The 13,635-nt window shown below is 72.0% G+C and carries 15 protein-coding genes; 8 read left to right on the forward strand and 7 right to left on the reverse strand.

Annotated features, from left to right (window positions below; translation table 11 throughout):
• On the forward strand, window positions 1-969 hold a 969-nt coding region (locus E1281_RS28745; RefSeq protein WP_207943551.1), incomplete at its 5' end, for a DUF4190 domain-containing protein.
• Between the two features lie 85 nt (window positions 970-1,054).
• On the opposite strand, the gene secD is transcribed toward E1281_RS28745, so the two are convergent.
• Together secD and E1281_RS28755 are read right to left on the reverse strand one after the other, a co-directional pair.
• Window positions 1,055-3,334, reverse strand: a complete 2,280-nt coding sequence (gene secD / locus E1281_RS28750; RefSeq protein ID WP_131882845.1) for a protein translocase subunit SecD — start codon at window positions 3,332-3,334, stop codon at window positions 1,055-1,057.
• Window positions 3,335-3,397: 63 nt separating this feature from the next.
• Window positions 3,398-3,820: a hypothetical protein gene (locus E1281_RS28755; RefSeq protein WP_131882846.1), complete on the reverse strand. Its 423-nt coding sequence runs from the start codon at window positions 3,818-3,820 to the stop codon at window positions 3,398-3,400.
• Window positions 3,821-4,180: 360 nt separating this feature from the next.
• Between E1281_RS28755 and E1281_RS28760 the strand changes: the two genes are divergently transcribed.
• A complete protein-coding gene (locus E1281_RS28760) occupies window positions 4,181-4,849 on the forward strand; it encodes a hypothetical protein (RefSeq protein WP_131882847.1) in 669 nt (222 codons plus the stop codon).
• Between the two features lie 167 nt (window positions 4,850-5,016).
• Here E1281_RS28760 and E1281_RS28765 read toward each other — a convergent pair whose 3' ends face one another.
• From E1281_RS28765 to E1281_RS28775, 3 genes are all read right to left on the reverse strand, one after another.
• Window positions 5,017-6,405 (reverse strand): glycine--tRNA ligase, encoded by a 1,389-nt coding sequence (locus tag E1281_RS28765; protein ID WP_131882848.1) that lies wholly within the window; start codon window positions 6,403-6,405, stop codon window positions 5,017-5,019.
• Window positions 6,406-6,576: 171 nt separating this feature from the next.
• Window positions 6,577-7,971 carry a DUF1906 domain-containing protein gene (locus E1281_RS28770; RefSeq protein ID WP_131882849.1) on the reverse strand — a complete coding sequence of 465 codons (1,395 nt, stop codon included), beginning with the start codon at window positions 7,969-7,971 and terminating at the stop codon, window positions 6,577-6,579.
• A 173-nt stretch (window positions 7,972-8,144) separates the two neighbouring features.
• Window positions 8,145-8,429 (reverse strand): antibiotic biosynthesis monooxygenase family protein, encoded by a 285-nt coding sequence (locus tag E1281_RS28775; RefSeq protein WP_131882850.1) that lies wholly within the window; start codon window positions 8,427-8,429, stop codon window positions 8,145-8,147.
• Window positions 8,430-8,507: 78 nt separating this feature from the next.
• On the opposite strand from E1281_RS28775, the gene E1281_RS28780 reads away from it, so the two are divergent.
• The 6 genes from E1281_RS28780 to E1281_RS28805 all read left to right on the forward strand — a co-directional run bounded on the left by E1281_RS28780 (window position 8,508) and on the right by E1281_RS28805 (window position 12,480).
• The gene (locus E1281_RS28780) at window positions 8,508-8,837 is read left to right on the forward strand and encodes a DUF6703 family protein (RefSeq protein ID WP_131882851.1); all 330 of its coding nucleotides are present in this window, start codon (window positions 8,508-8,510) and stop codon (window positions 8,835-8,837) included.
• A gap of 32 nt (window positions 8,838-8,869) precedes the next feature.
• A complete protein-coding gene (locus tag E1281_RS28785; protein ID WP_131882852.1) occupies window positions 8,870-9,862 on the forward strand; it encodes a metal ABC transporter substrate-binding protein in 993 nt (330 codons plus the stop codon).
• Window positions 9,859-10,587 (forward strand): metal ABC transporter ATP-binding protein, encoded by a 729-nt coding sequence (locus E1281_RS28790; protein ID WP_131882853.1) that lies wholly within the window; start codon window positions 9,859-9,861, stop codon window positions 10,585-10,587. Before E1281_RS28785 ends, E1281_RS28790 begins: the two co-directional genes overlap by 4 nt.
• Window positions 10,584-11,489: a metal ABC transporter permease gene (locus E1281_RS28795; protein ID WP_131882854.1), complete on the forward strand. Its 906-nt coding sequence runs from the start codon at window positions 10,584-10,586 to the stop codon at window positions 11,487-11,489. The genes E1281_RS28790 and E1281_RS28795 overlap by 4 nt, the downstream gene beginning before the upstream one ends.
• Window positions 11,486-11,872, forward strand: coding sequence for a transcriptional repressor (locus tag E1281_RS28800; RefSeq protein WP_131882855.1), 387 nt, complete (start codon window positions 11,486-11,488; stop codon window positions 11,870-11,872). The genes E1281_RS28795 and E1281_RS28800 overlap by 4 nt, the downstream gene beginning before the upstream one ends.
• Window positions 11,873-12,054: 182 nt before the next feature.
• Complete coding sequence (locus tag E1281_RS28805) at window positions 12,055-12,480, forward strand: OsmC family protein (protein ID WP_131882856.1); 426 nt, start codon at window positions 12,055-12,057, stop codon at window positions 12,478-12,480.
• 154 nt (window positions 12,481-12,634) lie between these two features.
• On the opposite strand, the gene E1281_RS28810 is transcribed toward E1281_RS28805, so the two are convergent.
• Window positions 12,635-13,441 carry an isoprenyl transferase gene (locus E1281_RS28810; RefSeq protein ID WP_131882857.1) on the reverse strand — a complete coding sequence of 269 codons (807 nt, stop codon included), beginning with the start codon at window positions 13,439-13,441 and terminating at the stop codon, window positions 12,635-12,637.
• The coding region (locus E1281_RS40580) for a hypothetical protein (protein ID WP_207943552.1) at window positions 13,438-13,635 on the reverse strand (198 nt) is incomplete at its 5' end. The genes E1281_RS28810 and E1281_RS40580, both read right to left, overlap by 4 nt.

Genomic DNA, 13,635 nt, shown 5'->3' on the forward strand with positions numbered 1-13,635 from the left:
CCTCCGGACGTCCCCGCCCGGACGAGCAGGCTCGCGATCGCCGCGCTGGTCACCGGAGTCCTCGGCCTGGTCCTGCTCGCGGTGGGCTTCGCCATCGCCGCCCTCCTGCGGGCCGGAGGACGCGGAGAGAAGGGCAAGGGCCTGGCCATCGGCGGCCTCGTCGCGTCCTCCGTATGGATCGTGGGAGGGCTGGCCGCCGTCATCGTCGCCGCGGGTTCGGTCACATCCGTCGACCGCGACGAGTCGGGGCAGGTCGCCGGCGAGGACCGGGTGGTCCTCGAGTATCTGCGGGCCGGTGACTGCTTCACCGGGTTCGAAGAGGAGACCACCAAGATCTTGGTGACGGCGCTGCCCTGCGCGCGGCCGCATGACGGCGAGGTCGTCGCCAAGCTGAAACTGCCCGGCGACGAGTACCCCGGCGACAGGGAGATCGCCGAGCAGACCGACGAGGCCTGCTTCCAGAAGAGCCTCCACCTGCAGAGAAGCCGGTACATCAAGGATCTGGAGCCCTACAACCTCTGGCCCGACCGGACCGGCTGGGACGCCGGCGACCGCGAGGTGATCTGCCTGGTGCGCTACACCGGCGGAACGCTCACCACGTCCATCGGCCAGACGCTGGACCCGAGCCTGAAGCTCTGGGACGAGCTGGTTCCCGGGGACTGCCTCGGAAAGTGGGACGAGGAGGAGATCGCGCAGCGCACCGTCTCCTGCACCGAGCCGCACTGGATCCAGGTGTACGCGAATTTCAAGCTGCAAGCGGGCTCGTACCCAGGGGAGAAGGCGGCCGAGCGCGGCGCGCGGCGCGGCTGCGAGCAGCGGGCGGCGAGGCTCTTCCGCGGCCACCGGGCACCGGACCTGACGTGGTGGCTGTACCCCGAGAAGATCGAATGGGAGGACGGGAACCGCACCGCCGTCTGCTTCGGCGAGAGCCAGGACCGCCCGCTGACGAAGTCGATGCTCCCCCGCTGACCCGTGTCGCCCGCCCGACCGGTCCGGAGCGCACGCAGCCGGTGCCCGGGGCGGGCACCGGCTGCGCGGAGGTGACGGCGGGACGCTAGACGACGGCGCCCGAGCTGTCGGAGGTGCGGTGGACGGGGGCCTTGGGCCTGTCCTTGGGCTTCGGCGGCGGAGCCTTCGCGAAGCGCTCCAGCACGATCGCCACGGGCGTCGCGATGAACACGCTGGAGTAGGTTCCGACGACGATGCCGATCAGCAGGGCGATGGCGAAGTCCGTCAGCGAGTCCCCGCCGAGGAAGGCCAGCGCCCCCAGGATGAACAGGGCGCCCATACCGGTGTTGATCGTCCGCGGGACGGTCTGCAGCGTGCCCCGGTTCGCGATGTCGGGGAACCGCCCCTTGGGATTGGCGCCCCACAGCTCCCGGATCCGGTCGAACACGACGACCGAGTCGTTCACCGAGTATCCGATGACCGTGAGCAGGGCGGCGAGGAAGACGCCGTCGATCGGTTTGCCGAGCCAGGCGAAGACGCCGGTCACGACCATGATGTCGTGGAACATGCCGACCACCGCGCCGGACGCGAACGTCCAGCGGAATCTGATCGTCAGGTACGCGAGCTGCGCGAGCAGGGCGATACCGAGGGCGATCAGCGCCTTCTGCCGCAGTTCGTCGCCCAGGCTGGGCCCGATCAGCTCGTCGCGCTCCTTGGTGGCCCCGCCGCCCTTTTCGGCCAGGGCCGCCTGGATGCGCTTCTCCTCCTCGTTGGTGAGGTCGGACGTCCGGACGGAGATGTCGTCGTCGCCCGCGGTCTGCACGACCGCGCGCGGGAACCCGGCGTCGGACACCGCGGACCGCGCCACGTCGATGTCCACCGGACGGCTCGTCGAGTACTCGACGATGCGCCCGCCGGTGAACTCCACACCGAAGTTGAGGCCGCGGGTGAAGATCCCCGTGAAGGCGAGGACGACGACGAGCCCGCCGATCCCGAGCCACAGGTTCCGGCGTTTCATCAGGTCGGGGCCGCTCTCCTCCAGCCACCGCCGGATCCGCCCGGCGCCGCTGAGACCGCCCAGCCTCCCCTTGGCGAGCTTGGGGAACCGCGCGGCCGCCGCGTCGGTGAGCACGCGGCTCACCAGCATCGCCGAGATCAGGGAGCCGAGAACGCCGATGGTGAGCGTGACGCCGAAGCCCTTCACCGGCCCGGAGGCGAGGAAGAACAGCAGGCCGCCGGCGAGCAGCGTGGTGACGGCGGAGTCGGCGATCGCCGACCAGGCCTTGTTGAACCCGGTGGCCAGGGCCGACCGGGCCCGGCGCGCCGGTTGGTCCGCGATCTCCTCTCTCGCTCGTTCGAAGGCGAGCACGTTGGCGTCGATCGCCATGCCGATGGCCAGGACGAACCCGGCCAGGCCGGGCAAGGTGAGCGTCGCTCCGATCGCCACCAGCGCCCCGTAGGAGATCAGCGCGTACCCGGCCAGCGCGACGGTCGCGAGCAGGCCGACGAGGCGGTAGACGGCGATGATGAACAGCCCGGTCAGGATGATGCCGATGACCGCGGCCTTGGCGCTGGCGTCGATCGCCTCGTCGCCCAGTGTCGGGCCGACCACCCGCTGCTCGATGATCTTCACGGGCACGGGGAGCGCGCCGCCCTCGATGAGGGCGGCGAGGTCCTTGGCCTCCGCGGGCGTGAAGTCGCCGGTGATCTGGGTCGACCCGCCGGTGATGCCGACGCCGCAGGCCACGCTCTCGGTCACCTGCGGCGAGGAGATCACCTTGCCGTCCAGGACGATCGCGACCCGGCGCTCGTCACCGGTCGCGCAGGCGGCCTTGGCGGTCAGCTGCTCCCAGGTCTTGCCGCCCGAGCCCTTGAAGTCGACGTTGACGGCCCAGCCGCCCAGGTTCTGCGGGTCGTAGTTGGCGCCGGCCTCACCGATGCCCTCGCCGGTGAGCGCGGCCGGGCCGATGAGGATCGGCTGCCCGCTCTCGTCCGGGATCTGCTGCTGGCCCTTCTTCTTGTCGGGCTTGCCGGTGTTGGGGAGCACGGGGTGCGCGGTGAGCTGCGCGGTCCTGCCGATCGCCTCGGTCGCCCGGGTGGGGTCCTGGACGTCGGGCAGTTCGACGATCAGCCGCCGGTCACCGGATCGGGTGATCGACGACTCCGCGACGCCGAGGGCGTCGATGCGGCGCCGCAGGACCTCCAGCGCGCGGTCGGTGGACTCCCGGTCGGCCTTGACCGTCGGGGAGTCCTGGGTTTCGAGGACGATCTGGGTGCCGCCGCGCAGGTCGAGGCCGAGGCGGGCGGATTCGGTGAACGCGAAGTAGAAAGATGTGGCGAGAATGGCGATTGCCAGTACCGCACGCACCAGGTTGGCGCGGCTCAAAGGGAGACCTCCACACGGGGCTTCGGTGCCGCACGAAGGTGTGCGGTACCGCGGACGAAAGGCTCAGATCCGTGCGGGCGCCGGCGGGGCGCGGCCGCGCGGCACGGCGGCCGGCGCGAGGCCGCGCGAGGTGGAGGCGGCGGGCGGGACCCGCAGGGCGCGCATCGGCGGCGGCCGCATCCCGGAGCCGGGCGGAGCGGCCACGGCGGGGGCCGGAAGCTCGTCCGGCGAGGCGGCCGTGACCGCGTGCCGCTTCGGCACGCCGACCGCGGCCTTCGCGTGACCGCCGGTGCGCGGCTTGGCCGCGGCGCGGTTGCGCGGCGAGGTGTGCTGGCCGACCCATGCCCGGACGGCGGAGATCGTTCCGGTGGAGGACGTTCCGCCCGGCGTCCCGGACCCGGCGGGCCCGGCCACGAACCCGAGGAGCCCCAGCGCGACGACGAGCAGCCTGGCGACGGGAGGCGACGGACGATGCGGTTCGCGCATTCCGCTCCTCCCCTGGCTCATGGGCCCGTACTCGCGGCCCGTGGTCGTGGCCCGTGGCCGTGGTTCGTCGTCGTGCCGCCCACGATGCCGGGGCGGCGGCGGGCGGTCCAGTCAAACTAACGCAGGTTCAGGGTACGGGAGCGCAGTTCGCGCATCGTTGACGGAACACGGGCGCTGGATCCCGTCAAGGCGGGCCGGAGTGACAATGCCGTCGCCCTCCGCGTCCCGGGTCCCGTACCTGCAGACACGGGCGGGTGTCCCAATCCGGCCAGGCCGCAATCGGCCGCCATCCATTGCCCGGCCTTCAAAAGCGAATTACTTTCGCGTACGCCCACCCCGAACCGGACAGAGGAGTTTCCGGTGGCACGTTTCAGACAGGTCGTTGTCCTCGGCACGGCGGCGGCCGCCGCATTCGCCCTGACAGCCTCCCCCGCCTCCGCCGCTACCACCACCATCCGCGCGGGCTCGGCCGACGCCGCCCCCTACTCCGGCAACGTCCAGGCGTCGCTGCTCGGCGAGGCGACCGTCGAGGCCTCGATCGGCAGCGGCTCCTGCAGCGAGTCGACGATGACCGGATCCATCAACTCCGACGGCACCGGCCTGAGCATCTCCGGCGCCGGCTTCAGCGAGTGCACCGGAACCGCCGGTGTGACCATCACCGCGATGGCCCTGCCGTGGACCGGCGGCGCCGTGGCCTTCGACCCGGCCGGCACCAACGGCCGCGACGCCACGGTCACCATCGCCAACTTCAGCGTCGAGGCGGTCGTGGACCTCTTCGGCGGGATCACCTGCAACTTCGGCGGGACGCTCACCGCCGACGGCTACAACGGCGACAACGCCTCCCGGCCCGTCGCCGACAACGCCCAGGCCCAGGTCGGCGTCAACGACGCCACGGTGAACAGGCAGAGCGGGAGCAACTTCCTCTGCCCGTCCACCGCCCAGATCAGCGCGACCTACGAACTGCTCGGCGAGACGAGCGCCGGGTCCGGCACGTTCGACCAGTCCCTGTACGTCACGGGAAGTGCGTGACGGGCGGACCGGGCCGGCACGGGCGGCTGACGCCCGGCGAGCTCCCCCACCCCCGCCAAGCTCCCTGACACGCTCCCGATAGCGCGCTCCCAGACGGCGCTCCCACAAGAGGATGCGGGCCGCCCCCACCAAGCGGGGGCGGCCCGTAGCGATCTCCAGGCGGCGGTTCAGCAGCCGACGAGCTGGGCGGCGAGGAACGCCTCGACCTGGCCCAGCCCGATGCGCTCCTGGCTCATCGAGTCGCGCTCCCGGATCGTCACCGCGTCGTCCTCCAGGGTGTCGAAGTCGACGGTGACGCAGAAGGGCGTGCCGATCTCGTCCTGGCGGCGGTAGCGGCGGCCGATCGCCCCGGCGTCGTCGAAGTCGACGTTCCAGTTGCGGCGCAGCCGCGCGGCGAGGTCGCGGGCCTTCGGGGACAGGTCGGAGTTGCGCGACAGCGGCAGCACCGCGACCTTCACCGGGGCGAGCCGGCGGTCGAGCCGCATGACCGCGCGCTTCTCCATCTTGCCCTTGGCGTTGGGCGCCTCGTCCTCGGCGTAGGCGTCCATCATGAACGTGAGCGTGCAGCGGTCGACGCCCGCCGCCGGCTCGATCACGTACGGGACGTAGCGCTCACCGGACTCCTGGTCGAAGAACGACAGGTCGGCGCCGGACGCCTTGGAGTGCGTCGTCAGGTCGTAGTCGGTGCGGTTGGCGACGCCCTCCAGCTCGCCCCACTCGCCGCCGACGAAGTCGAAGCGGTACTCCACGTCCACGGTCCGCTTGGAGTAGTGCGACAGCTTCTCGGCCGGGTGCTCGTACAGCCGCAGGTTCTCCTTGCGGATGCCGAGGTCGACGTACCACTGCAGGCGCTCGTCGATCCAGTACTGGTGCCATTCCTCGTCGCTGCCCGGCTTGACGAAGAACTCCATCTCCATCTGCTCGAACTCGCGGGTCCGGAAGATGAAGTTGCCGGGCGTGATCTCGTTGCGGAACGACTTCCCGATCTGCCCGATGCCGAACGGCACCTTGCGGCGCGCGGACTGCTGGACGTTCAGGTAGTTGATGAAGATGCCCTGCGCCGTCTCGGGACGCAGGTAGGCCAGGCCCGACTCGTCGTCGACCGCGCCGAGGTAGGTCTTGAGCAGGCCGTTGAACATCCTCGGCTCGGTGAACGACCCCTTGGCGCCGCAGTTCGGGCAGGCGAGGTCGGCCAGGCCGTTCGCCGGCGGGCGGCCGTGCTTGCCCTCGTAGGCCTCCTCCAGGTGGTCGGCCCGGAAGCGCTTGTGGCAGGCCTGGCATTCGGTGAGCGGGTCGACGAACGCCTGCACGTGGCCGCTGGCCTCCCAGACCTCGCGCGCCAGGATGACGGACGAGTCGAGGCCGACGATGTCGTCACGGCCCTGCACCATGGACTTCCACCACTGGCGCTTGACGTTGTTCTTCAGCTCGACGCCGAGCGGCCCGTAGTCCCAGGAGGCGCGGAGTCCGCCGTAGATCTCGCTCGACGGGTAGACCAGGCCCCGCCGTTTGGCGAGGTTGACGATCGTGTCCAGCACATCGGAACGGCGTGCCATGAAAGATTCTCCATCCGGCTGGCGGTCGGCGGGACAGTGAGTGCGCCCCCGGCCGCGGAAACGGCGGGCGGCGATTGTGATCCCCGGTGATGGTGCCCGGCGGCGCGGTCCTCGCCCGGCGCCCGCGAGCATTCCCCAGCTTAGAGCACCATGGCGCCTGGTAGGTGAAGGCTAGTAGGCGAGGCCGTCGGCGATGTTGCTGTCGATGTTGAGGGTCACGCCGCCGTGCCTCTCGTCGTGGTCGCCGCGGTACTGCTTGATGCGGCGGTGCGGGCGCCACCAGTCGTTGGGGATGTACGGATCGTCGTAGACCCTTGCCTTGCCGTCCCAGTTCGCGAACCAGATGCCCTCGGGCTTGCCGATCCCGTCGGCGCGGCCCACGTCCCGGATGCCGGAGGCGACGCTGCTGTAGAGGCAGGGCGTGTACCCCTCGTCCTTCAGCTTGCGGACCCAGTTGTCCACGAACCGCAGGACGGCGGCCTTGCAGCCCTGCTTCCGGCTGTTGTACGCCTCCATGTCGAGGTAGATCGGCGCGCCCTTCGGGATGCCGAGCGCCTTGGCCTTGCGGGCGGCGTCCACCGCGGCCTTCCGGCCCTCCGCCGCGGCGTTCTTGGCGGTGAACTGCTGCGGGCGGCTGCCGCAGGGGGCCTGGAGGCCGACGTAGGTCGGCGTGATGCGATACCCCATGTCGCGGACCTCGCGCACCCACTTCCGGTTGAGGTTGGGCTGCGCGCAGCCGCGTGCCGCGCCGCCGATGTAGATGTTGGTGAGCTTGAACGAGGGCCGCCACGCCTTCATCGTCGCGAGGGACGGGGCCGTGCAGGTGTCGAACCCCTTGCCCCGCACCCATTTCCTGTCCCTCGCCCCGGGGTCGTTCGCTCCGGGCGCGCCTCCTCCGGAGGCGTCCGGCCCCGGAGGGCCGGGGTCCGCGCGCCGGGCGTCCGTCCTGGACGGCTGCGGCGCCCCCGGCCCGGCGGTCCCGCCGGCCTTTCCGGTGACGCGGGCGCCGCGCAGCATCCGCTGGAGCGGTGCCGGGTCCGTCCCGTACACGCCGGTGATCGTCACCCCGACGTCGGGAAGGGCGAGCCGTGTCTCGTGGTCGACGCTCGGCGCGATCTTGAGGGTGGCGAGCCTGCCGCCGCGCACGACCCTGCGGGCCCGCGGGGAGTCTCCGGCGGGCTCGATGTGGACGGACTCCGTGCGCCCGACGACGCTCGCCGGGCAGTCCGGTTGCGCTCCCGGGCGGCCGAGGTAGACGGCGCGCCGGTCGTAGCGGACGCAGCGGGCCGGGTCCCGTTCGAGGTCGTGGACCTCCCATCCGGCCGGGACGGGAAGGCGCAGCCCCCGGTACTCGACGACGCGGGGAGCACGCGTCCCGTCGCCGGTAGGCGCGGTGTCATCGGTAGGCGCGGTGGCAGTAGGCGCGGTGGCACCGGTCAGCGCGGCGGCCTCGTCGGACGCGGGCCGCGCGGGGGCCGTCCCGAGGACGGCGAGGGCGGGCGCCGCCACCGCGCCGGCCAGGACGGAACCGAACAGGACGGTGTTGAGCAGGCCGGCATGGCGCATCACTTCTCCCCGGAAGAAGGCAGGATTCCCCCGCGCGGTCGTCGCCCGAGGGCCACGGCATGATCGTGGTGCGCCAAAGATGACCTTGCCGGGACACACCAAACCGCCCGAGGGCACTCCTTGCCCCGCAATTGCCCGGTTCGTTGACCTTGCGGGCGCAGCTCAGCGAGGGTTCAGGCGGAGCTGACGATCTCGTAGGCGCCGGGTTCGTCGACGGCCATGACCGCCAGCGGCATGAACTGCAGCCGCACCTCGTACACGCCGAGCGCCCGGCGGTAGTGGCCGGCGCCGTCCCACTCGGTGACCAGGGCCCACAGCCCGGGGTCGTCGACGGTCCTGGCGAGCCGGCCGGAACGGAAGCCGGGGCTGGCCGACAGCGCCGTCAGCACCGCGGTCATGCGCTCGGCGAAGTCGTCGGCGTCCCCGCCTGGCACGCGGTACCGGGTTATCGCGATCATCCGTCAATCCTGGCAGCGAATCCGCCGGGATCCGTCCGGTGCTCCCGGACGCGAAGCGGGTTCGGTTACGTTGGGGCCGTGAATGCGCGACGCGGCCAGGCGGGAACACAGGACACCGGGGCGACCGGGATGCGCGCGGCGATCGAGCGCTGGAGCGCGGTGCCGGTGGTGTTCCTGCACCGGGTGCCGCGGTGGACGCTGCTCGTCGCGGTGTTCGCGCTGCTGGCGGCCGGGATGGTGGGAAGCGGCTGGGTGGCGGCCGCCGGGCTGCTGGTGCTGGCGGCCGCGCTGGCGTGGTTCGCCTACCTGAACTGGCCCGCGCTGGACGGCGGGGGAAGGGCGCTGCGCGTCGTCGCACTGGTCGTTCTGGTGGGGTTCGCGGTGGGACGTGCGCTAGAGCGGTTTTGACAACGATTTTCATCTTCGTCCATAATCGCGACATGCCTCGCATCCATGACCTGCCGCACCCGCGCCGCTCGCTCCGCACGCTCCCGGCGACGGCCCTGGCCCTCGCCGGCCTCGCGGCGGGCCTGGCGGGCTGCGGTGGCGGCGACGCCGCCGCGACCTCCGGCAAGGCCGAGGTGGTCGCGTCCTTCTACCCGGCGGCCTGGCTGGCGGAGAAGGTGGGCGGCGGCGACGTCTCCGTCCGGACGCTCACCGAGCCCGGGACGGAGCCGCACGACCTGGAGCTGACGCCCCGCCAGGTCGCGGACGTCACGAAGGCCGACTTCACCGTCTACATCGGGGGCGTCCAGCCGGCCGTCGACGAGGCCGTCGAGCAGCACGCCAAGGACGCCTCCCTGGACGCCGCGAGCGTGGTGAAGGCGCTGCCCGCCCCGGAGACCGGTGACGAAGAACACGGGCACGAGCACGAGAACGACCATGGGCACGAGCACGACCATGGGCACGAGCACGAGGACGACCCGCACATCTGGCTGGACCCGAGCCGCATGGCCACGATCGCGACCGCCCTCGGGGAGCGGCTGGCCAAGGCCGACCCCGACCACGCGTCCGGCTACCGGGAGCGCGCCAAGTCCACCGCCGCCGAACTCACCGCGCTGGACGGCGCGTACAAGGACGGCCTCAAGACCTGCGAGCGCCGGGAGATCATCACCGCGCACGCGGCGTTCGGCTACCTCGCCGACCGGTACGACCTGAAGCAGATCCCGATCGCCGGGGTCGACCCGGGCGCCGAGCCCTCCCCCAGGCGGATGGCGGAGCTGACACGGCGCGTCTCCGACACCGGCGCGACCACGATCTTCACCGAGACGCTCGTCAGCCCGAAGGTGTCCGAGGCCCTGGCGCGGGCGGCCGGCGTGAAGACGGCCGTCCTGGACCCGGTCGAGGGCATCAGGAAGGGCTCGTCCGACGACTACATATCGATCATGAAGAAGAACCTGCGGGCACTGGGTCCCGCGCTGGAGTGCACATGACGGACCGGCCGAACGTCCCGCCGCTGGCGATGACCGGCGGGCTCGTCCGGCGGGACGGCCGCGAGGTCCTCGCCGGCGTCGACCTGCGGGTCGGCGCCGGCGAAGTGCTCGCCGTGCTCGGGCCGAACGGCGCGGGCAAGTCGACCCTGGTCAAGGCGCTGCTCGGGCTCGTGCCCCTGTCGGCGGGCCGGACCGAGATCTACGGGGAGCCGCCTGCGCGCTTCCGCGGCTGGAACCGGATCGGGTACGTCCCGCAGCGGCTGCCGATGGGCGGCGGCGTCCCGGCGACCGTCCGGGAGGTCGTGGCGTCCGGGCGCGTGGCCCGGCGGTCCCGGTGGTGGCCCGCGCTGTTCAACGACCGGGCCGCCGACCGCGCCGCCGTGGACCGCGCCCTGCGGACCGTGGACCTCACCGGCCGCGCTGGGGACTCGGCGCACCTGCTGTCGGGCGGCCAGCAGCAGCGGGTGCTGATCGCCCGCGCCCTCGCCGGCGAGCCCGACCTGTTCGTGATGGACGAGCCCACCGCGGGCGTGGACGCGCGCAGCCAGGCGGCGCTCGCGTCCGCGCTGCGCGGGCTCGCGGACGCGGGGCGCACGGTCGTCCTGGTCACGCACGAGCTCGGCCCGATGGAACCGCTCATCACCCGGACGATCGAGCTGGGGCATGGCCGCATCGTCCGCGAGTCCACCGCGGTGCCCGGAACGGCGATGGGAAGGCCCGCATGAGCGAGATGCTGCAGCTCCCCTTCATGCGCGTCGCCCTGGTGATGGCGGTGCTCATCGGGCTGGCCGCCCCGGCGGTGGGCACCTTCCTGGTGCAGCGCAAGCTGTCGCTGCTCGGCGACGGCATCGGGCACATCGCGCTGACGGGCATCGGGCTGGGGCTGCTCACGAGCACCTCCCCCGTCCTCGGCGCGCTCGTCGTGTCCGTGGCCGGCGCGGCGGCGATCGAGCTCCTGCGGGCCCGCAGCCGCAGCGGCGCCGACGTCGCGCTGGCCCTGCTGTTCTACGGCGGGCTGGCCGGCGGCGTGCTGCTCACCAGCGCCAACGGCGGCAGCGGGACGACCCTGCACGCCTACCTGTTCGGCTCGATCACCAGCGTGACGGCCACCGACCTGTACGTGGTCGCGGCGCTCACCGTCGTGGTGCTCGGGATCGTCGCGCTGTTCGGCCGCGAGCTGTTCCTGCTCTGCCAGGACGAGGAGGTGGCGCGGGCGGCCGGCCTGCCCGTCCGGTTCCTCAGCGTGCTGATCGCCGCGACCGCCGCGGTCACCGTCGTGATCTCGATGCGCGCGATCGGCCTGCTGCTGGTCAGCGCGCTGATGATCGTCCCGGTCGCGGCCGCGCAGCAGCTCACCCGCGGATTCCGCGCGACGATGCTGGTGGCGATGGCGGCCGGTGTACTGTCGGCCGTGGCGGGCCTGGCGGGCTCCTTTCGGTACGATCTGCCCCCGGGCCCCTCGATCGTGCTGCTGGCGCTCGCGCTGTTCGCGGCGGCGGTCGCCGGGGGGTCGGTGATGCGTCGCAGGCGAGCGGCGGCCGCCACGGCCGGGGAGACCGTCCCCGCCGCGGCCGGGCCGGGGGCCGAGACGCGCGTTGACGCCGAGGCGGAGGTGCTTGGGGGATGACGACGGTCCGTCGGGATGCGGTACGGCAGGTGCTGGCCGGGTGCGAGGGGTTCCGCAGCGCGCAGGACATCTACGCGGACCTGCGCGCCGACGGCTCCAAGATCGGCCTGACCACCGTGTACCGGGCACTCCAGGCGCTCAGCGACGCGGGCGAGGTCGACGTGCTGCGCACCGACGAGGGCGAGGCCGTCTACCGCGCCTGCCGCACCGAGGAGCACCACCACCACCTGGTCTGCCGCGACTGCGGCCGGACGGTCGAGGTCGAGGGCCCGGCCGTGGAGCGGTGGGCGGACGCGATCGCCGCCGAGCACGGTTTCGCCGAGATCACGCACACCGTCGAGGTGTTCGGCACCTGCGCCGATTGCGCCGCCGCGAAGCGCTGACCGACCGGGACCGAACACCCGCCGCCGAACACGGTGGCTGACGCCTCTGAGGGCTCACTGAGCCCGGCCCAGGCCCTTCGCCGGGGTCGGGAAGCCCCGCGTCCGCTTCCGATCCGGCACGCGGTCGCGGGGCTTCCCGGGTTCATGATCCGTGCGCGGCGGGCCATGGGAGGATCGGAAGCATGGCTACGACACGTACCGCAAACGCGCATTGGGAAGGGCCGCTCACCAGCGGCCAGGGGACCGTCTCACTGGACTCGTCGAAGCTCGGCACCTATGACGTGACCTGGCCGGCGCGGTCGGAGGAGCCGAACGGGAAGACGAGCCCCGAGGAGCTCATCGCCGCCGCGCACTCCACCTGCTACTCGATGGCGCTCTCGCACGGCCTCGCCGGCGCGGGCACGCCGCCGGAGAAGGTGGACACCAAGGCAGAGGTCACCTTCCAGCCGGGCGAGGGCATCACCGCCATCCACCTGACCGTCCGGGCCAGCGTGCCCGGCCTTTCTCCGGCCGACTTCGAGAAGGCCGCCCAGGACGCCAAGACCGGCTGCCCCGTGAGCAAGGCCCTGGCCGGCACGACGATCACCCTGGACGCGGCGCTGGTCTGATCGACCGACCTCGACCGTCTCCTCGACCACGCACCTACGTCGATCGTCGCGATCGCGTCCGAAGGCAGGCTGCGAGCGACGCGCGATCTGATCGCGCAGCGAGCCGCCAAGGCGAGTTCGGAGCGATGCGGCGATCGCACGCGGTTTCTTCGGTTCAGGCGCCTGGGGGCGCCTGAACCGAAGAAACCGCGTTAGGTACGGCACCGCCGTAGCGGCGGTCTCTGGACGCGTAGAGCTCGATCGCGTGCCAGAAGTGGCGGCGGTCGAAGTCGGGCCAGAGGGTGTCGAGGAAGACCAGCTCGGCGTAGGCCGACTGCCAGAGCAGGAAGTTGGACGTGCGCTGCTCCCCCGACGAGCGCAGGAACAGGTCCACGTCGGGGATGCCGGGCTCGTCCAGGTAGCGGGCGAAGACCTTTTCGGTGATCTTGTCGGGGTTGAGCCGGCCGTCGCGGACGTCCCTGGCGATCGCGGCCGCCGCGTCCGCGACCTCGGCGCGTCCGCCGTAGTTCACGCAGAACTGGAGGGTGAGGACGTCGTTGTCGCGCGTCATCTCCTCGGCCGTCTCCAGCTCCTTGATGACGCTGCGCCACAGCCGCGGGCGCCGGCCCGCCCACCGGACCCGGACCCCCATCGAGTGGAGCTGGTCGCGGCGGCGGCGGATCACGTCCCGGTTGAAGCCCATGAGGAAGCGCACCTCGTCCGGGGAGCGCTTCCAGTTCTCGGTGGAGAAGGCGTACGCCGACAGGTAGGGGACGCCGAGCTCGATCGCTCCCATGATGACGTCGAAGAGCGAGTCCTCGCCGCGCTTGTGGCCCTCGGTGCGCGGCAGCCCGCGCTCCCTGGCCCAGCGGCCGTTGCCGTCCATGACGATGGCGACGTGCCGCGGCACCAGCTCCGCGGGGATCGGGGGCGGGGTGGCGCCGTCCCGATGCGGCTCCGGCGGCGAAACGGCCCTGCTCAAACTCTCTCCCTGGTGGTGTCGACGTCATCGGCCGGCGTGTCCCCGCGGGGCGCGGTGTCTTCGAGGGGCACGGTGTCTTCGGGGGGCACGGTGTCTCCGGGGAACGCGGTGTCCTCGGGGAACGCGGTGTCCTCGGGGAACGCGGTGTCCTCGGGGAACGCGGTGTCCTCGGGGAACGCGGTGTCCTCGGGGAC

The sequence above is a fragment of the Actinomadura sp. KC345 genome (assembly GCF_004348515.1).
Lineage (GTDB): Bacteria > Actinomycetota > Actinomycetes > Streptosporangiales > Streptosporangiaceae > Spirillospora.

What these genes read in the sequence shown, in the direction of transcription:
- E1281_RS28785 (WP_131882852.1), top strand. Translation starts at nt 8,870, where the DNA reads ATGCCTCGCATCCATGACCTGCCGCACCCGCGCCGCTCGCTCCGCACG.
- E1281_RS28755 (WP_131882846.1), bottom strand. Translation starts at nt 3,820, where the DNA reads ATGCGCGAACCGCATCGTCCGTCGCCTCCCGTCGCCAGGCTGCTCGTC.
- E1281_RS28795 (WP_131882854.1), top strand. Translation starts at nt 10,584, where the DNA reads ATGAGCGAGATGCTGCAGCTCCCCTTCATGCGCGTCGCCCTGGTGATG.
- E1281_RS28790 (WP_131882853.1), top strand. Translation starts at nt 9,859, where the DNA reads ATGACGGACCGGCCGAACGTCCCGCCGCTGGCGATGACCGGCGGGCTC.
- E1281_RS28765 (WP_131882848.1), bottom strand. Translation starts at nt 6,405, where the DNA reads ATGGCACGCCGTTCCGATGTGCTGGACACGATCGTCAACCTCGCCAAA.
- E1281_RS28805 (WP_131882856.1), top strand. Translation starts at nt 12,055, where the DNA reads ATGGCTACGACACGTACCGCAAACGCGCATTGGGAAGGGCCGCTCACC.
- E1281_RS28775 (WP_131882850.1), bottom strand. Translation starts at nt 8,429, where the DNA reads ATGATCGCGATAACCCGGTACCGCGTGCCAGGCGGGGACGCCGACGAC.
- E1281_RS28800 (WP_131882855.1), top strand. Translation starts at nt 11,486, where the DNA reads ATGACGACGGTCCGTCGGGATGCGGTACGGCAGGTGCTGGCCGGGTGC.
- E1281_RS28770 (WP_131882849.1), bottom strand. Translation starts at nt 7,971, where the DNA reads ATGCGCCATGCCGGCCTGCTCAACACCGTCCTGTTCGGTTCCGTCCTG.